We start from the raw sequence: 17,511 nt of genomic DNA on the forward strand, positions 1-17,511 counted from the left end.
ACCGGGCCAGGGACGGTTAGCGCGACCTGGCCCGCCGGGAACGGGCCACCACGACCCCCGCCACGACGACCAGCCCCAGCCCGAGTGCTCCGGCCGCCGCGATGAACGTGGGCACGTCGTCGGGGTGTTCCGCCCTGTCGTCGTCCGCGGCGCGCGCGGTCGGCGCGGGGGTGGCAACCGGCGCTGTCGACGGGTCGGCCGCGGCCAGGGCGTAGCGGAGGAGGTCCGCCCTAGTTCCCGGCGGCCGGCCGGCGGTCTCGGAGACGGTGAGCAGATACCGCCCGTCGCGGCTGTAGGTGATCGACTCGCCCTGCGGCTCGTCGGGTAGCGGGATGACCCGTGGGGTCCCGCTGGTCAGCGCGGTGACCACGTCGCCGTCGGCGACGTCGAACTCGTACGCGTCGGCATAGGTGCGCAGCACTACCCTGCGCCCGTCCGCCGCGGTGGCGGCGCCGGTGACCGCTGTCCGGCCGAGCACCGAGAACGGGTTGCTCGTCGTGGAGGCCGGCAACCGGACCTGTCCCACCTTCGCCAGTGGCACGGTCGCGCCCGGTCGCAGTGGGCCGCTCGGGGCGTACAGGTTGGCCGAGTACTTGGTCACGATCACCGGCCGGCCGTCGCCGGTCACGAGCACGGCCTCGGCGTCGTGCGGGCCGTCCGGATACGCCATGCGGTGCAGCACCGGGCGGTCGGCGCCCGGCGGCAGCTTCCACACCGCGACCGTCTGCCGAGAACGGTCGTTGTCGCCGATGTCCGCCACCCAGACCGTGCCGTCCGCGCCGACGGCGAGATCCTCGGTGTCGCGGGGCCGCGACGGATACGGCACCGTCCGCTCGACGGCGCAGTCATGGTCGAGGAAGAAGATCCGCCGGCGGGCCTCGTTGTCCGCGCCGTCGTTGACCACGACGTACCCGTCATCCGTGGCGGCCAGGCCGGAGATCTCGGTCAGCCGGTCGTCACGCACCTCGCACAGCGGCGTCCCCCGGACCGGAGCGGGCGACGGGTTCGCCACCGCGGCGCCCGGCACCAGCAGGACGGCGAGGATGACGGCCGCTCCCGCCACGCGCGGCAACCTCCGCGCGGTTCCCTTACTGCGTCGCATCACCGGCAATCCTCTCATCGCGGCACGCCGGTCCGGGTCGGACTACCAGCGGTTGCGTGCTTCCTCCGCCCAGCCGACGAGGCCGTCGAGGTCCGTGCGCTCGCCGTCGTCGGTCTGCGCCCAGCCGGTGAAGTGCCCGAAGCACTGGTGGGTCTCGTTGGCCAGCACGCCGAGGTTGGTGCGGGCGACCCGCTCGTGGAACGGGTGGAACTCCACGTCCACCCGGTCGCCGGTGATCCGCCAGGGCCGTAGCCAGTCGGTGCGGTCGTAGCGCCAGGTCAGGTCCGCGCCGATCTTGTGCAGCCGCCCGTCGACGAAGAGGGCGTTCTCGGTGGAGCCGGTGCCGTCGGTCCATCTGCCGCCCAACTGGATGGATCGGCCGGGACCGCTGCCGGCCGCCCAGTTCCACCGGACGGCGTACGGCCATCTGCCGCGGCCGTGGTCGAGCACGCCGAACGAGTCCTTCGCGCTGACCGGGTACGCCGTGTCGCCCACCCACAGGGTGCCGCGTACGGGCCGGCCGAGGTCCTTGACGGTGTACTGGAACCGGCGGGTGTCCCACGGCACCACGACGCCGAGCGATTCGTGTTCCGCGGGCAGCGGCGCCTCCAGGTCGACCTGGACGCCGGGCGTGGTGGCGCGGATCGTGCTGCCGTCCGGGCGCTGGTCGATGTCGATCGACAGGCCGCCGCCGGCGGCGCGTACCCGGCCCGCGCCGCTGGCCGCCGGGAACAGCGCGCGGCGGGCGAACGGGACCACCGCCTCCTTGTTGGTCTCGACGCCGGTGCGGCGGTCGAGGACGTAGACGCTGTGCACGCCCGCGTAGTCCAGCGACGACGCGACGAGGCCGACGATGTGCGTGGGGGTGACGATTCCCCAGTACTCCCACCGCTTGGTACGTCCCCAGCCGCGCAGGTTGGCCCGGTGCAGCGGTCTGCGGCTCCAGCCGACCGCCGCCGGGTTGAGCCGCCCGTCGGGCAGGCACAGGTCGACCGGTTCGGTGATCTCCCGCTCGCGCGTCACCGGGGCAGGGTACCGGTCGGCCGGCGGCCCGGCCGGCAGTCGGGCGTGACGTCCGTCGAAGCACCGCCCGCGCCGCCGAAAGTCGCTTGCCGCCCACGCCGCGCTCCGGGATGGTGGGACCCATGACGTTCTGACGGACAGCACCCCGTTGCTCCCAGGCCCCACGGCGCCGACCGGTGCCGTCGTGCCGTCCGCCCGTCCCTTTCAGCGAAAAGCGAGCGTCTTTGTCTCCACACCATTCGCGGCGGGAGTCCCTGCCGCAGCCCAACCCTGCCCCTGCCACCGTCACCGTGTTCGCCTCCCCCACGAGCTGGATCGAGTCCGACGCCCTGGCGCAGTGCCAGCAGGTGGCCGCCCTCGACGGCATGATCCACGTCGCCGCCATGCCGGACCTGCACCCGGGCAAGGGCGCCCCGATCGGCGCCGCCATGGCGTCGACCGTGCTGTACCCGTTCCTGGTGGGCTCCGACATCGGCTGCGGCATCGCCGTGTTTCCCATCAGGCTCAAGCGCCCCGTACCCGAGAGGCTCGCCGCCCGGTTCCCCGACCTCGACCGCGCGCTGGACCCCGAGCAGGACGCCGACGACCCGGCATGGGCCGTCGTGGAGGGCGACGTTCCCGCCGGTCACGTCGAGGGCCTCGGCACGGTCGGCCGGGGTAACCACTTCGTCGAGCTGTCGCGGATCGACACCGTCCTCGAGCCGGGCCACGCGAGCCGTCTCGGGCTCACCGCCGGCGACCTCGTGCTCATCGTCCACAGCGGCTCCCGAGGGCTGGGCGAGCGGATCCTGCGGGCGCACACCGAGGTCCACGGCGCGGGCCCCGCCCCTGACGCCGCCGCCTACCTGGCCATGCACGACGACGCCGTACGCTGGGGATCGTTCAACCGGCGGCTGCTGGCGGCCCGGGTCGCCCACGCGCTGGGGGCCGAGCCCACCGAGCCGATCGTCGACCAGTGCCACAACCTGGTCGAGGTCCGCGACGGGATCTACCTGCACCGCAAGGGCGCGGCGCCGGGCGACGGCCGCGACGTGCTCATCGCCGGTACGCGCGGCACCCCCTCCTACCTCGTCGCCGGCCACGCCGGCCCGGAGGCCAACCATTCCGTGGCGCACGGCGCGGGCCGCAAGATGTCCCGCGCCGATGCCCTGCGCCGGGGCCGGGCCAAGCACACCGTCGAGGAACTGCGCCGCACCCCGGTCGGGTCGCTGGTGGTGTGCGGCGACCGCCAGTTGCTCTTCGAGGAGGCACCCACGGCCTACAAGCGCATCGAGCAGGTCGTCAGCGACCTCGTCGACCACGACCTGGCCACCCCCGTGGCCACCACGGTCCCGCTGGTCACCTACAAGACACCCGACGTCGGGCCCACCTCCCGGCCGGACCGGCGGGACAACCGCCGCAAGCGAGGCCGGCCGTGAGCGTCCACCTGCTCGTCTCCGCCGGGCGCGGCCCGCAGGAGTGCGCCTGGGCGCTGGCCCGGCTGCTGCGTCGCCTGGAGGCCGACGCCACCCGGCACGGTCTGACGACCAGGCGGGCGCAGATCGTGCCCGGTGACCGGCCCGACACCTACCGGTCGGCGCTGATCCGGATCTCCGGTGCCGGCGCCGAGGCGTTCGCCGCCTCGTGGACCGGGACCCTGTGCTGGCAGGCGCCCAGCCCCTACCGGGCGAGCGCCGGCCGGAAGAACTGGTACGTCACCGCCCGACCGTGCCAGGTCGACACCCCGACCACGACGTTCACGGAGGCGGACGTCGACATCGTCGCCTGCCGTACCGGCGGCCCCGGCGGTCAGCACCGGAACAAGGCGAGCACGGCGGTACGGGCGACCCACCGTCCCACGGGCCTCGTCGTCGTGGTCGACACCGAGCGGCAGTTCAGCCTCAACCGCCGCATCGCCGTCCAACTGCTGCGGCAACGCGTCGAGCAGGGCGACGAGACCGCGCGTAGCGCCGCCACCACCGCCCGCTGGCGCATCCACGACGAACTCGTCCGCGGCAACCCCACCCGCGTCGAACGCCCGAGCCCGTCGGGACAGGACACGGCCCCACCGCAGGGGGCACGCCAACGACGGGGACGGTCCACCGGGCCACGCTCGCCCCGCTAGTCGCAGCGCCACCGCCGCTGTTCTTCCTGCCGGGTCGCCCTTGGCATGGCACAGTGGTCGGGAATCTCACCCTCGAGCGCTGATTCCAGGATCCGCTTCGTGAGCTGCTGCAGCAGCCCGCCATCGCCGGTCGACTGCAAGCCGGCCACCCGGGCCTGCTCCATCAGCTGGGCGACCAGGTCTGCGCCGAAGGTGTGCGGGTTGAGCCGAGCAAAACTAGATTCATTCCAAAAGAATGGACTATGTTCACCACATGACGTCCGACCTCGAGACTCAACTGCGGGCGGTCTCGTTGCGCGTGACGCGGCCCCGGTTGGCGGTGCTCGCAGCGCTGCGCGACCACCCGCACGTCGACACCGACACGGTGATCGCCCTGGTACGGGCGGATCAGCCCACGGTCTCCCACCAGGCGGTGTACGACGTGCTGCGCGCGCTCACCGTCGCCGGTCTGGTGCGGCGCATCCAGCCTGCCGGTGCGACCGCCCGGTACGAGTCCCGGGTGGGGGACAACCACCACCATGTCGTGTGCCGCTCCTGCGGCGCGATCGCCGACGTCGACTGCGCTGTCGGCCACGCTCCCTGTCTCACCGCCTCCGACGACCACGGCTTCACAGTCGACGAGGCGGAGGTCGTCTACTGGGGCACCTGCCCCGACTGTGCGACCGAACGCACCTCCCAGTGATTCGCCAGTTCGGAAGGAAGCAGATGAGCGACAACCAGGACAACGGCCCCTCCAGCGCGCAGGGCGTGGACAAGAAGGCGGCGGCCGGCTGCCCGGTCGCGCACGACTCCGTGACCGCGCACGGAAGTGAAAGCGAGAACCCGGCGATCGACTCGCCGGCCCCGAAGACCGGAGGTCGTCCGCGCACCAACCGGGACTGGTGGCCCAACCAGCTCGACCTCTCGGTGTTGCGTGCCCACTCGTCCAAGGGCAACCCGTTGGGCGAGAGCTTCAGCTACGCCAAGGAGTTCGCCAAGCTCGACGTCGAGGCCCTCAAGCAGGACATCATCAAGGTCCTCACCACCTCGCAGGACTGGTGGCCGGCCGACTTCGGCCACTACGGCGGCCTGATGATCCGGATGAGTTGGCACGCCGCGGGCACCTACCGCATCCACGACGGTCGCGGTGGCGCCGGCGACGGTGGTCAGCGGTTCGCTCCGCTCAACAGCTGGCCGGACAACGCCAACCTCGACAAGGCCCGCCGGCTGCTGTGGCCGGTCAAGCAGAAGTACGGCCAGAAGATCTCGTGGGCCGACCTGCTCGTGCTCGCCGGCAACGTCGCCTTGGAGTCGATGGGCTTCAAGACCTTCGGATTCGGCTTCGGTCGGGAGGACGTCTGGGAGCCCGAGGAGATCTTCTGGGGCCCGGAGGACGCCTGGCTCGGCGACGAACGCTACGTCTCCGAGAAGGAGATGGCGGCCGGCCTCGGGGCGACCGAGATGGGGCTGATCTACGTCAACCCGGAGGGCCCCCGCGGCAACGCGGACCCGGCTGCGGCGGCGCACTTCATCCGGGAGACCTTCGCCCGGATGGCGATGAACGACGAGGAGACCGTCGCCCTCATCGCCGGTGGCCACACCTTCGGCAAGACCCACGGCGCCGGCGTCGCCGACGACCACGTGGGTCCCGAGCCCGAGGCCGCCCCGCTGGAGGCGCAGGGCCTGGGCTGGCTGAGCACCTACGGCAGCGGCAAGGGCGCGGACACGATCACCAGCGGTCTCGAGGTGACGTGGACCGACCGGCCGACGCAGTGGAGCAACCGCTTCTTCGAGATCCTCTTCGGCTACGAGTGGGAACTCACCACGAGCCCGGGCGGCGCGAAGCAGTGGGTCGCCAAGGACGCCGAGGCGATCATCCCGGACGCCCACGACCCGTCGAAGAAGCACAAGCCGACGATGCTCACCACCGACCTGTCGCTGCGCGTCGACCCGACGTACGAGAAGATCTCGCGCCGCTTCCTGGAGAACCCCGACGAGTTCGCGCTGGCGTTCGCCAAGGCCTGGTACAAGCTGCTGCACCGCGACATGGGCCCGGTCAGCCGCTTCCTCGGACCGTGGGTGCCGGAGCCCCAGCTGTGGCAGGACCCGGTGCCGGCCGTCGACCACGAACTCGTGGGTGACGCCGACGTCGCCGCCCTGAAGGCGAAGGTCCTGGAGTCCGGTCTCACGACCGCCCAGCTGGTCTCGACCGCCTGGGCCTCGGCCGCCAGCTTCCGGTCCACCGACAAGCGTGGCGGCGCCAACGGCGCGCGGATCCGTCTCGAACCGCAGCGCAGTTGGGAGGTCAACCAGCCCGAGCAGCTCGCGACGGTCCTGGAGACCCTCGAGGGCATCCAGCGCGAGTTCAACGAGGCCGGCGGCGCGAAGATCTCGCTCGCGGACCTGATCGTGCTGGCCGGCTCGGCCGCCGTCGAGAAGGCGGCGCGCGACGCCGGCGTCGAGGTGACCGTGCCGTTCCACCCGGGCCGCACCGACGCCACTGCCGAGCAGACCGATGTCGAGTCCTTCCGGGTCCTCGAGCCGCGCGCCGACGGGTTCCGCAACTACCTGCGCCCCGGCGAGAAGACCCAGCCGGAGGTACTGCTCCTCGACCGTGCCTACATGCTCAACCTGACCGCGCCCGAGATGACCGTCCTCATCGGCGGCCTGCGCTCCCTCGGTGCCAACGTCGGCGGCACGCAGCATGGCGTCCTCACCGACCGGCCCGGCGTGCTCACCAACGACTTCTTCACCAACCTGCTCTCCCCGGGCACCCGGTGGAAGGCGTCGGAATCCGCCGAGCACGTTTACGAGATCCGGGACCTGGCCACCGATGAGGTGAAGTGGACCGCCACCGCGGTTGACCTCATCTTCGGCTCCAACTCGCAGCTACGGGCACTCGCCGAGGTCTACGCCAGCCAGGACGCGCGCGACAAGTTCGTCACCGACTTCGTCGCGGCGTGGGTCAAGGTCATGAACCTGGACCGGTACGACATCGCCTGATGCGCAGAGGGTCCGGGTCACCGAGCACGTGACCCGGGCCCTCTGCGTCCCGCGGGATGGCCGGCCGTGGCCCGCGTCATCGATGCGCCCGCGCCGGATCAGCCGGGTCCTCGACCGCGTCGAGCCGCGATGGCGAGGAGGTCCCGGGCCGGTCCGGTGGGTCGCTGACCGGCCGGCCAGACCGCGCGGAGCGGCCGGCTGAGATCCACGCCGGTCACCGGGACCCGGACGAGACGTCCAGCGGCGACCTCGTCGTCGATGGCCAGGTTGCTCAGGACGGCGGGGCCGGCGCCGGCGGCGACCGCCGCGCGCATCGCGCTCGTGGTGGACAGCTCCAGCAGTGGCGGGGCGAGCGGCGCGTGGCTGCTCAGGGCTGTTTCCAGGGCGTGCCGGGTGCCGGAGGTGGGCTCCCGCTGCACCAGTCGGGTCGCGGCGAGTTCGGCGGCGTCGACCGGCCGGCGCCGCCGCGCCCACGGGTGGCGCGGATGCGTCACGACGGTGAGTTCGTCGCGGGCGACGATGCGTGAGTCCAGCCCGGTGGGCACGCGCGGCCCCTCCACGAAGCCGAGGTCCGCCGTGCCGTCGCCCACCGCCCGTGCGACGTCCGTGGAGTTCATCGCGTGCAGGCTGACGGCGGTCTGCGGCCGCTGCGCGGCGAGCCGGACGAGCCACGTCGGCAACAGGTGCTCCGCCACGGTGAGACTCGCCGCGACCCGCAGCCGTACGTCCCGCTCCGCCCGCAACGAGCGGATGCCGGCGTCGAGTGTCGCAGCCGCCTGCAGCACGTCGCGGGCCCAGTCGGCCACCAGCCGCCCCTCGGGCGTGAGCGTGGATCCACGGGGACCCCGCTCGACCAGGGGGAAACCGACGAGCCGCTCCATGGTGCGGACCCGGGCCGTGACGGCCGGCTGCCCGATCCCCCGTGCCTGTGCCGCCCGGCCGAGGCTTCCGGTGGCATCCACCAGCAGCAACAGCTCGAGCGCGTCCAGATCCGGCACCCGCGACAACTCCACGCCCAGACACTACGCCGACCCATCAGCCGCCCTGATGAGCCCATCACACCGAGCCACCTACCGGCCCGACCACCGCTGCGGCACTGTCAAGGGGATCTCACTTTCCGGGAGGCACGGTGGTCGACGAAGACCCGAGCAGATCCACCCTCACGGCACGCGGCGCCGGCTGCCGGTGCGGAAACGGTCGAACGCACCCACCCGGGTCGGAACCGCGCCGGCTGCCGGGCGCCGTCCCCGGACTGCTCCTGGTCGCCGCGGCCACCGCGGTGGCGTTCGCCGTCACCCAGATGCTGCCGGCCGTGCCCGCGTCGACGGTCGCCGTGGCGCTCGGGATGGTCGTGGTCAATCTCGGCGTGCACCGCCCGGTGTTGCATGCCGGCACCCGGGTGGCCGCCGGACCCCTGCTCCGGCTCGCGGTGGTGCTCCTCGGCCTGCAACTGAGCCTCGGCGACCTGGCACAGATCGGCGTCCCCGGCCTCGCCGTGGTGGTGGGCACCGTCGCGGTCACCTTCGCCGGCACCCGGTTGCTCGGACGACTGCTCGGCGTGTCCCCCGCCCGCTCGCTGCTGGTCGCCACCGGCTTCAGCATCTGCGGCGCCTCCGCCATCGCGGCGATGGAGAAGGTGACGGACACCGAGGACGACGACGTCCCCGCCGCGGTGGCGCTGGTCACACTGTGCGGCACCCTCGCGATCGCCCTGCTGCCGCTGCTGCGCGGCCCGCTGGCGCTGGACCCGGTCGCGTTCGGCGAATGGGTCGGCGCCAGCGTTCACGACGTCGGGCAGACGGTAGCCACCGCCAACCAGGTGCCCGGTGCGCTCACCACCGCCGTCACGGTGAAGCTGGCGCGGGTCGCGCTCCTCGCGCCTCTCGTGGCCGCGGTGGCCGTCACCGCTCGCCGCGCCGCGAGAGGGGCACCAGCCGGGTCGGGCCGCCGGCCACCCGCGGTACCGCTGTTCGTCGTCGGGTTCCTGGTCGCGGTCGGCCTCGCCAGCACCCCACTGGTCCCGGACCCGCTGGCGGACGCCGCGCGTCACGTGCAGCACGTGCTCCTCGTCGCCGCGCTGTTCGGGCTCGGCACCGGCATCCACCTGCCGACCCTCCGGCGCACCGGCGGCCGCACCCTGGCACTGGGACTGGCGAGCTGGGTCCTGGTGGCCGCCACCGCCTACGTCGGCGTGCGACTCCTCGCCCGCTGACGGCCGACAGCCCGTGCCGCTGCCCGGGGCGGCCGACGGCGGGTCGGGGAACGCGCGAGGGGCGGACGGCCCGACGTCGGGCGCGAGCCGAAGGCCGAGCCGGCGGGTGTGCGCGGAGCCGGGTCGCCCGGCCGGATACCGTACGCGGGCGCGGGCCTGCCCCGCGCGGGCCGTCGAGCGGTGGGAGGATCGGATGCGCCTGTACGTGGGGTGCGCGATGTGGACGCACAAGTCCTGGCAGGGACGCTTCCTGGCGCATCCGCTGCCGGCCCACGAGCGGCTGCGCGCGTACGCCGGCTGGTGCACCGCGGTCGAGGGGAACACCACCTTCTACGCGACCCCGGCACGGGAGACGGTGGAATCCTGGGCGCGGCAGACCGACCCCGACTTCCGGTTCGTGCTCAAGCTGCCCAAGACGGTCACGCACGAACGCCGGCTCACCGGCGCCGACGAGGAACTCCGGGGCTTCCTGGACGCGATCGAACCCCTCGGCCCACGGGCCCACGCCCTGTGGATCCAGTTGCCCGGCTCGTTCGGCCCCGCCGACGTGCCGGCGCTCGCCCGCTTCCTGCGAGGGCTGCCCACCACCCACCGGTACGCCGTGGAGGTCCGCCACCCCGCGTTCTTCGACGACCCGCGGGCGGCGCGGACCCTGGAGGACACGCTCGTCACGGTCGGCGCGGAGTGGATCCCCTTCGACACCACCGCGTTCTTCCGCACCCCGCCGACCAGCGACGCGGAACGGGAGGCGTGGACCAGGAAGCCACGTACGCCGCTACGCACCCGCGCGCTGACCGACCGGCCGATCGTCCGGTACCTCGGCCGGGACGACCCCGCGCGGACGGTCGAGGGCTGGCAACCGTGGCTCGACGTCGTGACCGGCTGGCTGCGCGAGGGCCGCTCCCCGACCATGTTCGTGCACACCCCGGACAACGCCGACGCGCCCGATCTCGCCCGCAGGTTCCACGACGAGGTCCGGGCGCGCCTACCCGGGGTCGAACCGCTGCCCGAGCCGACGCCGGTCGGACCGTCGACGCTGTTCTGAGCCGAGGTGGGCGCTGGTCGGGCGACAGCGGGACCGCGACAACGGCGCGTGCCCGGTCGCCCGCGCCGGGCTCGGCGACGATCCGACGGCGCCGAGTGGCGCGGAGGGCACCCGACTACATGTGCTCCAGGCGGGTGAACACCGGTCGTGGGTTGGGCGCATCGGCCGGCGCGATGTCGCCCCCGCCGTTGTCCTGCCGCACCGGACAGCCGCATCGGGTGTCCGGCGCCAGGTAACCGCCGCCCAATACGACGGACGGTATTGAACCGGCATTGCCGGGCCCAGCGTACTGTCGTATCGCCGGCTCCGGCCGAAGCGGACGTACGCCGAGGCGATCGAGTTCCGTGCGGCACTGCTACGGTCGCCGGCATGATCCAGGATCTGACGCGGGCCTACCTGGCGAAGGTCGATCATGACCTGCCGGGCTATGTGCGGGGCCTCTACGTCGTCGGCTCCGCCGCGCTCGGCGCCTGGCAGCCGCGCGCCAGTGACCTGGACACGGTGATCCTGACGTCGCGGCCGGCCACCGGTGACGACCTGACCCAGCTCGCGAGGATCCACAGCGAGATGCCGGGATCGCCACGCCTGGACGGCGTCTATCTCGAGCCGGCCTTGGCGCAGGTCTGGCCGATCGACAACCGGACCGTGCCGTTCGTGGTGGACGGCCACTTCACGCCCGACCGGCCGTGCGGCGAGCTCACTCCGGTGCTGTGGTTGACGTTGCGGCGGTACGGCATCCCGGTGCGTGGACCGGCCGTCGCGGACCTGCGGATACGGGTCGACCAGGAGCAACTGCGCCGGTACAACCTCGACAACCTGCGGGAGTACTGGAAGGCGACGGCGGCGACGATCCCGGCCGCGTTGGCCGACGTGCCACCCGACCAGGTCGTGGACGCCGACACCGTCGGCTGGTTCGTACTCGGCCCCGCACGGCTGCACTACACGCTGGCCCACCAGGACGTCATCTCGAAGACGGCCGCCGCCGAGTACCTCGCGGAACTGTTCCCCGCGTACGCCGATCTCGCGCGACGAGCGGTTCGCCGGCGTGCGGGTGAGCCGGAACAGTTCACCGCAGCGGACCTGGCCTCGGCGGGCCGCAGCGTCGACGCGGTGGCCGACGATGCGTGGCGCCGCTTCGGATGACCGGGGTGCCCGCGTGCGCCGCGAACGCCTGCGCGGCGGCCAGCCGCCCGATGCCCGACGGCCGGCCGCGCGGGATCCGGTCCCCTAATCCGGTCGGCGAGAACGGCAGCCGCTGGTAGGTTCGCTCGCCGTGACGGCGACCAGAAGCGAACGACTCGGCGGGCGCTTCGCCCGGCTCCTGGCGGCCAGCACCACGTCGGCGCTGGGCAGCGGGATGGCGACGGTGGCGGCTCCGCTGTACGTGGCGTCGCAGACCGACGACCCGTTGACCGTGTCGGCCGGCGCCGCGGTGGCGTGGCTGCCGTGGTTGCTGTTCTCGCTGCCCGGCGGGGTCCTCGCGGACCGGGTCGACCGGCGCCGGCTGATGATCGCCGTCGACTGGGTACGGGTCGCCGCCCTGGCGGCGCTGGCCGCCGCGATCGTCACCGACCGGGCCGGGGTGGCGCTGCTGTACGCGGTGCTGTTCGTGGTGAACGCCGGTGAGGTGGTGTTCCGCACGGCCGCCCAGGCGGTGTTGCCGGCGGTGGTGCCGCGGTCGCGGCTGGAACGGGCCAACGGCTGGCTGGGCGCGGGCACGACAGTCATGCACAACATGGTCGCCGGGCCGCTCGGCGGGTTCCTCTTCGTGGTGGCGGCCGCCATCCCGTTCGGCGTCAACGCCGGCACGTACGCCCTCAGCGCCCTCCTCGTGGGCCTGATGGCCGGGTCGTACCGCGGAACGTCGGAGACGGGCGGACGCCGCTCGGTGCGCGCGGAGGTCGCCGAGGGGTTCCGCTGGTTGCTCTCCCACCGGCTGCTGCGCACCATGACCCTGCTGATCGGGCTGCTCAACCTCACCCTCACCGCGGCCCTCGCGGTGCTGGTGCTGCTCGCCACGCAACGGCTGGGCCTCGGTTCGGTCGGGTACGGCGCCCTCTTCACCTGCCTCGCGGTCGGTGGGCTGCTCGGGTCGGTCGTCGGGGACCGGCTCGTCGCCGCGGTCACCGCGACGTGGACGATCCGGATCGGCCTGCTGATCGAGGCGGGGCTGCACCTGGCGCTGGCCGCGTCCCGCAGCGCGGTGGTCGTCGGGGTGGCGCTGTTCGCGTTCGGGGTGCACGGCGCGTTGTGGAACATGGTGGCCAACTCGCTGCGTCAGCGGTTGACCCCGTCCGCCCTGCAGGGCCGGGTGGGCAGCACGACGCTGTTCATCGCCGCCGGCGGCAACTGCCTCGGTGCGCTGCTCGGCGGGGTGGTCGCCGCCCGGTTCGGGCTGACCGCGCCGTACTGGGTGGGGCTCGTGGTGGCCCTGGCGGTCATCGCGGTGACCTGGCGGGTCTTCGACCGGGCCACGGTCGCCGCCGCGTACGCCGATCCCGCCCCGGCGGCCCCGGAGACTCCCGCCACGATCGCCTGAGGAGGCCCCATGCCGTCGCTGTCCGTACCGCCGCTGTTCGCCGCGCTGGAACCCGCCCGCACCGTGCTGATCGCCGGCGCGGGTGGCGGCTTCGACGTGTACGCCGCGATCCCGCTGGCCGTCGCGTTACGCGACACCGGCCGGACCGTGCACCTGGCCAACCTCTCCTTCACCCAGCTCGAACTGCTCGACCTGGACGCCTGGCAGGCGGAGAACGTCGCCGCCGTCACCCCGGACACCGCCGGCCCGGACGACTACTTCCCGGAGCGCGCGCTGGCCCGCTGGCTCGCCGCCAGCGACCAGCCGTGCACCGTGTACGCCTTCCCGAGGGTGGGCGTGCAGCCGCTGCGCGCCGCCTACCGACACCTGGTCGACAGGCTCGGCGTGGACGCGGTGGTGCTGGTCGACGGTGGCACCGACATCCTGATGCGCGGCGACGAAGCCGGCCTCGGCACCCCCGTCGAGGACATGACCAGTTCCGCCGCGGTCGCCGGGCTCGACGTGCCGGTGAAGCTGGTGGTCTGCCTCGGGTTCGGCATCGACGCCTATCACGGGGTGAACCACACCCAGGTGCTGGAGAACATCGCCGCCCTCGACCGCGACGGCGCGTACCTGGGCGCACTGTCCATCCCGGGCGCCAGCCGGGAGGCGGAGCTGTACCGGGACGCGGTGGCGTACGGGCAGGCGGCCACGCCGCTGCGGCCCAGCATCGTGCACGGGCAGATCGCCGCCGCCACCCGTGGCGCTGACGGGGACGTGCACGTGACCCGCCGCACCCGGGGCAGCACACTGTTCGTCAACCCGCTGATGGCGATCTATTTCAGCTTCGACCTCGACGGTCTGGCCCGCCGTTCGCTCTACCTGGACCGCCTGGAGCACACCGTGGGCATGCGGCAGGTGGCGGCTCGGATCGAGGAGTTCCGCGACGAGATCGAGCGGCGCACGCCCCGGGTCTTCCCGCACTGACCCCGACGTGGGCCATGCGGCGGCCGTCGCGAGCACTGCCGACCGATGTAGAAAGGCGGCGGCGCGCGTCGTCGGTCGGGCCACAGGAAATGCCGCGGATCGCCGCTCATGTCTCTGCGCCCGGCTTGGTTCGCCCGACACCGGCGGCGACGGCATTGAGCGAATGATTTCCATCTTTCGATGATGTTGGTACTGTGCTGCGGTGTCTCCCCCTCGCACCGTCAGCACGCCACCGGGCGACCGCTCCCAGACCGTCGAATCCACGCGTTCCACCTCCCGACGGGTGCGACTCGCGCGCTCCGGCGAACCCGGTCTCGCGTGGCTGATGCTGCTGCCTTCAGTGGCGATCTTCGCCCTGTTCGTGTTCTGGCCGCTCGGGCGAACCCTCTATCTGTCCGTGCACGGGAACGACATCTTCGGCGCCCCGTCCGAGTACGTCGGCGGGGAGCACTACCGGGAGATGCTGTCCGGGGAGTTCGGCAAGGTGCTCGCCACGACGGCGCTGTTCACGCTGTTCTCCGTGGTGCCGGCCGTCCTGGGCGCGCTCTTCGTGGTGCTGCTGCTCGAGGCGCGCATACGCGGGGTACGGGTGCTGCGCACCGCGTTCGCGCTGCCGTTCGCGTTCTCGGTGGCGACCGCGTCGGTTGTCTTCGCCGTCATCTACAACCCGGCGATCGGAGTGGCGAACGGCCTGCTCGGATACCTCGGGATCGACCGGGTCAACTGGCTCACCGACCCGTCGATCGCGCTGCCCGCCGTCTGCGTCGCCACGGTGTGGATGAACTTCGGCTACAACGTCCTCGTGCTCTCGGCCGGAGTGTCGGCCATCTCGCCCGAGGTGGTCGAGGCGGCACGGCTGGACGGCGCGACCGGCTGGCGGCTGGCGTCACGGATAACCGTGCCGCTGCTCTCCCCACAACTGTTCTTCCTCGTCGTGGTGTCCACGATCCACGCGTTGCAGAGCTTCGGGCAGATCCACATCCTGACCAAGGGCGGACCGGACCAGGCCACGACGACGCTGGTCTACTCGATCTACGAGAAGGCGTTCGCCTTCGGTTCCTCCGACTTCGGCGCGGCCAGCGCGCAGGCCGTCGTGCTGCTGGTCATCATGCTCGGCTGCACGGCCGTCCAATTCGGCATCCTCGAACGGCGGGTCCACTACCGATGAAGAAGCTCAGCCTCGGGCAGGCCGCCGTCTACGTCGTGCTCGGCCTGGCGGCGATCCCCGTCCTGTTCCCGGTCTACTACGGCTTCGTCGGCGCCGTCATGGGCCCCGGTGACCTGGCGACCTACCCGCCCGCGCTGGTGCCGCAGGAACTGCACTGGCAGAACATCAGGGACGTGTTCCGCTCGGTGCCGCTCGGTCGCTTCTACGTGAACTCCGCCGTCCAGGCCGGGATCATCACGGTGGCACAGGTCGTCACCAGCATCTTCGCCGCGTACGCCTTCGCGTTTCTCCGCCTGCCCGCGAAGGCGGCGACCTTCGGCCTGTTCCTCGCCACCCTCATGGTGCCGTGGGAGGCGATCATCATTCCCAACTACCTGGCCATCTCCGGCTGGGGCCTGACGCGGGGTGGGCTGACGTACCTCGGCCTGGTGCTGCCCTTCCTCGCCTCGGCGTTCGGCACGTTCCTGCTGCGTCAGGCGTTCCTGCAGTTCCCGACCGAGTTGCGGGACGCCGCGGTGATCGACGGGTGCGGTCACTGGCGCCTGTTGTGGCGGGTCATCGTGCCCCTGTCCAAGCCCTCGATCGCGGCGGTCGGGGTCTACGTCTTCCTCTCCGCGTGGAACCAATACTTCTGGCCGCTGATCCTGATCCGCGACACCGAATTCCAGACGCTTCAGATCGGCATCTCCCAGCTCAACGATGCCGAGGCGGCGCAGCCGGGTCTCATCCTCGCCGGCGTCGCGCTCTCCCTGCTCCCCACGCTGGCCGTCGTGATTCTCGGTCAGCGCCACATCGTCCGCGGCCTGACCGCCGGCGCGCTGCGTTGAACCTTCGAGAAGGAGAGAACCAATGAGAAGACCTCGGCTCCGCCGGACCACGGCGGCGCTCGTCGCCCTCGTGGCCGCCGCCGCGCTCACGGCCTGCGGCGACTCCGGATCCGGCACCGACAGCGGCGGTGACGCGCTCGACGCCCCCGGTGCCGAGGTGCTCGAGAAGGCCACGGACAAGACCACGATCGAGTTCTGGCATGCGATGAAGGGGGCCAACGCCACCGCCGTCGACCAGCTCGTCGCCGACTTCAACGCGCAGAGTGGGGGCAAGGTCGAGGTCAAGGCGGTCTTCCAGGGCAGCTACGACGAGACGATCGCGAAGTACAAGGCGTCGGTCCAGCAGAAGAGCACACCGGCCCTGGTACAGATCTACGACATCGGCAGCCGCTTCATGGTCGACTCCAAGCAGGTCGTGCCGATGCACAGGTTCATCGAGAAGGACGGCTTCAACGCGGGCGACATCGAGCCGAACATCGCCAGCTACTACTCCGTCGACGGCAAGATGTGGTCGATGCCGTTCAACTCCTCGACGCCCTTGCTCTATCTCAACAAGGAGGCGTTCGAGCGTGTCGGTCTCGACCCGACGAAGCCACCGAAGGACCTCACCGAGATCGGCGACCTAGCGAAGAAGCTGACGGTCAAGGACGCCAGCGGCAAGACGGTCCAGTACGGCTTCGGCGCCGCCATCTACGGGTGGCTGTTGGAGCAGTTGCTCGCCACCGACGGCAAGGAGTACTGCGACAACGGCAACGGGCGTACGGGCCTGGCCTCGAAGGTGCAGTTCGACCAGGAGACGGCCGTGCGTGTCGCGCAGTGGTGGACGGACCTGGTGAAGGGCGGCTACGCGACGAACACCGGCCGCAAGACCGACGACGCCCAGGCGGCGTTCAAGGCGGGCACGGTCGCCATGCACCTGGAGTCCACCAGCGTGTTGCGCGGCTACGTCGACGCCGCGAAGGGCAAGTTCACCGTCCTGACGGCCCCGTACCCGAAGGTGAGCAGCTCGTCCACGGGCGGACCGATCATCGGTGGCGCCTCCCTGTGGATCAACGGCGTCGGTCACGGCGCGAAGGAGAAGCGCGCCGCGTGGGAGTTCGTGAAGTTCGCCTCCACCCCGGTCCAGCAGGCCAAGTGGCACACCAGCACCGGGTACGTGCCGATCAACGCCAAGGCGCTCGACGAGCAGATCGACAAGGACTGGATGGCGAAGTTCCCCCAGTTCCGCACCGCGGTCGACCAGCTGCACGCGCTGCCGCCGTCGGTCGCGTCGGCCGGGTGCCTGCTGGGCGTGATGCCGCAGGCCCGCAAGGCGTCCGAGGACGGCCTGGAGGCAGCGATCGTCGGTAGCAAGCCGGCCGACCAGGCCATGAAGGACGCCGCGACGAGCGTGCAGGGCGCCATCGACAGTTACAACAAGTCGGTCGGCTGATCATCGCGTCACCACCGGGCCGTCCGGTCACGGAGAAGGGCCAGCCGAGGCCCTCGCCGCGGCGGAGATCGGCCGCGAGCGCAAGGCCGACGAGCGGCACACCGGGCTGGG

At 71.9% G+C, this 17,511-nt stretch carries 15 protein-coding genes; 12 read left to right on the forward strand and 3 right to left on the reverse strand.

All coding sequences use genetic code 11. The features are described from left to right. Positions 1 to 16: 16 nt before the first annotated feature. Positions 17 to 1,063 carry a hypothetical protein gene (locus ABZ793_RS17355; protein ID WP_357457976.1) on the reverse strand — a complete coding sequence of 349 codons (1,047 nt, stop codon included), beginning with the start codon at positions 1,061 to 1,063 and terminating at the stop codon, positions 17 to 19. Between the two features lie 81 nt (positions 1,064 to 1,144). After that, positions 1,145 to 2,125 carry a DUF2804 domain-containing protein gene (locus ABZ793_RS17360; RefSeq protein WP_357457979.1) on the reverse strand — a complete coding sequence of 327 codons (981 nt, stop codon included), beginning with the start codon at positions 2,123 to 2,125 and terminating at the stop codon, positions 1,145 to 1,147. 224 nt (positions 2,126 to 2,349) lie between these two features. On the opposite strand from ABZ793_RS17360, the gene ABZ793_RS17365 reads away from it, so the two are divergent. The 4 genes from ABZ793_RS17365 to katG all read left to right on the forward strand — a co-directional run bounded on the left by ABZ793_RS17365 (position 2,350) and on the right by katG (position 7,211). Next, positions 2,350 to 3,543 carry an RNA ligase RtcB family protein gene (locus ABZ793_RS17365; RefSeq protein ID WP_357457982.1) on the forward strand — a complete coding sequence of 398 codons (1,194 nt, stop codon included), beginning with the start codon at positions 2,350 to 2,352 and terminating at the stop codon, positions 3,541 to 3,543. Then, positions 3,540 to 4,229, forward strand: coding sequence for a peptide chain release factor H (gene prfH, locus ABZ793_RS17370; protein WP_357457985.1), 690 nt, complete (start codon positions 3,540 to 3,542; stop codon positions 4,227 to 4,229). Before ABZ793_RS17365 ends, prfH begins: the two co-directional genes overlap by 4 nt. A gap of 253 nt (positions 4,230 to 4,482) precedes the next feature. Further along, positions 4,483 to 4,911 (forward strand): Fur family transcriptional regulator, encoded by a 429-nt coding sequence (locus ABZ793_RS17375; protein WP_357457988.1) that lies wholly within the window; start codon positions 4,483 to 4,485, stop codon positions 4,909 to 4,911. A gap of 23 nt (positions 4,912 to 4,934) precedes the next feature. Next, positions 4,935 to 7,211 (forward strand): catalase/peroxidase HPI, encoded by a 2,277-nt coding sequence (gene katG / locus ABZ793_RS17380; RefSeq protein ID WP_357457991.1) that lies wholly within the window; start codon positions 4,935 to 4,937, stop codon positions 7,209 to 7,211. 98 nt (positions 7,212 to 7,309) lie between these two features. On the opposite strand, the gene ABZ793_RS17385 is transcribed toward katG, so the two are convergent. Next, complete coding sequence (locus ABZ793_RS17385; protein ID WP_357457994.1) at positions 7,310 to 8,224, reverse strand: LysR family transcriptional regulator; 915 nt, start codon at positions 8,222 to 8,224, stop codon at positions 7,310 to 7,312. A 116-nt stretch (positions 8,225 to 8,340) separates the two neighbouring features. Between ABZ793_RS17385 and ABZ793_RS17390 the strand changes: the two genes are divergently transcribed. The 8 genes from ABZ793_RS17390 to ABZ793_RS17425 all read left to right on the forward strand — a co-directional run bounded on the left by ABZ793_RS17390 (position 8,341) and on the right by ABZ793_RS17425 (position 17,400). Next, a complete protein-coding gene (locus ABZ793_RS17390) occupies positions 8,341 to 9,423 on the forward strand; it encodes a putative sulfate exporter family transporter (protein WP_357457997.1) in 1,083 nt (360 codons plus the stop codon). A 217-nt stretch (positions 9,424 to 9,640) separates the two neighbouring features. Then, positions 9,641 to 10,468: a DUF72 domain-containing protein gene (locus ABZ793_RS17395; protein ID WP_357458183.1), complete on the forward strand. Its 828-nt coding sequence runs from the start codon at positions 9,641 to 9,643 to the stop codon at positions 10,466 to 10,468. A 369-nt stretch (positions 10,469 to 10,837) separates the two neighbouring features. After that, positions 10,838 to 11,611, forward strand: a complete 774-nt coding sequence (locus ABZ793_RS17400) for an aminoglycoside adenylyltransferase domain-containing protein (protein ID WP_357457999.1) — start codon at positions 10,838 to 10,840, stop codon at positions 11,609 to 11,611. 130 nt (positions 11,612 to 11,741) lie between these two features. Continuing rightward, positions 11,742 to 13,007, forward strand: a complete 1,266-nt coding sequence (locus tag ABZ793_RS17405; RefSeq protein WP_357458002.1) for an MFS transporter — start codon at positions 11,742 to 11,744, stop codon at positions 13,005 to 13,007. A 9-nt stretch (positions 13,008 to 13,016) separates the two neighbouring features. After that, positions 13,017 to 13,973: a DUF1152 domain-containing protein gene (locus tag ABZ793_RS17410; protein ID WP_357458005.1), complete on the forward strand. Its 957-nt coding sequence runs from the start codon at positions 13,017 to 13,019 to the stop codon at positions 13,971 to 13,973. A gap of 325 nt (positions 13,974 to 14,298) precedes the next feature. Next, the gene (locus ABZ793_RS17415) at positions 14,299 to 15,141 is read left to right on the forward strand and encodes a sugar ABC transporter permease (RefSeq protein ID WP_357458008.1); all 843 of its coding nucleotides are present in this window, start codon (positions 14,299 to 14,301) and stop codon (positions 15,139 to 15,141) included. Beyond that, positions 15,138 to 15,968 (forward strand): carbohydrate ABC transporter permease, encoded by an 831-nt coding sequence (locus ABZ793_RS17420; protein ID WP_357458011.1) that lies wholly within the window; start codon positions 15,138 to 15,140, stop codon positions 15,966 to 15,968. The genes ABZ793_RS17415 and ABZ793_RS17420 overlap by 4 nt, the downstream gene beginning before the upstream one ends. 22 nt (positions 15,969 to 15,990) lie before the next feature. Beyond that, positions 15,991 to 17,400 (forward strand): ABC transporter substrate-binding protein, encoded by a 1,410-nt coding sequence (locus tag ABZ793_RS17425; protein ID WP_357458014.1) that lies wholly within the window; start codon positions 15,991 to 15,993, stop codon positions 17,398 to 17,400. Positions 17,401 to 17,511: the final 111 nt, after the last annotated feature.

This window comes from Micromonospora sp. NPDC047465 (assembly GCF_040643125.1).
GTDB lineage: Bacteria > Actinomycetota > Actinomycetes > Mycobacteriales > Micromonosporaceae > Micromonospora.

Coding starts and splice junctions, on each gene's coding strand:
- ABZ793_RS17375 (WP_357457988.1), top strand. CDS start 4,483: ATGACGTCCGACCTCGAGACTCAACTGCGGGCGGTCTCGTTGCGCGTG.
- katG (WP_357457991.1), top strand. CDS start 4,935: ATGAGCGACAACCAGGACAACGGCCCCTCCAGCGCGCAGGGCGTGGAC.
- ABZ793_RS17395 (WP_357458183.1), top strand. CDS start 9,641: ATGTGGACGCACAAGTCCTGGCAGGGACGCTTCCTGGCGCATCCGCTG.
- ABZ793_RS17400 (WP_357457999.1), top strand. CDS start 10,838: ATGATCCAGGATCTGACGCGGGCCTACCTGGCGAAGGTCGATCATGAC.
- ABZ793_RS17410 (WP_357458005.1), top strand. CDS start 13,017: ATGCCGTCGCTGTCCGTACCGCCGCTGTTCGCCGCGCTGGAACCCGCC.
- ABZ793_RS17415 (WP_357458008.1), top strand. CDS start 14,299: ATGCTGCTGCCTTCAGTGGCGATCTTCGCCCTGTTCGTGTTCTGGCCG.
- ABZ793_RS17420 (WP_357458011.1), top strand. CDS start 15,138: ATGAAGAAGCTCAGCCTCGGGCAGGCCGCCGTCTACGTCGTGCTCGGC.
- ABZ793_RS17425 (WP_357458014.1), top strand. CDS start 15,991: ATGAGAAGACCTCGGCTCCGCCGGACCACGGCGGCGCTCGTCGCCCTC.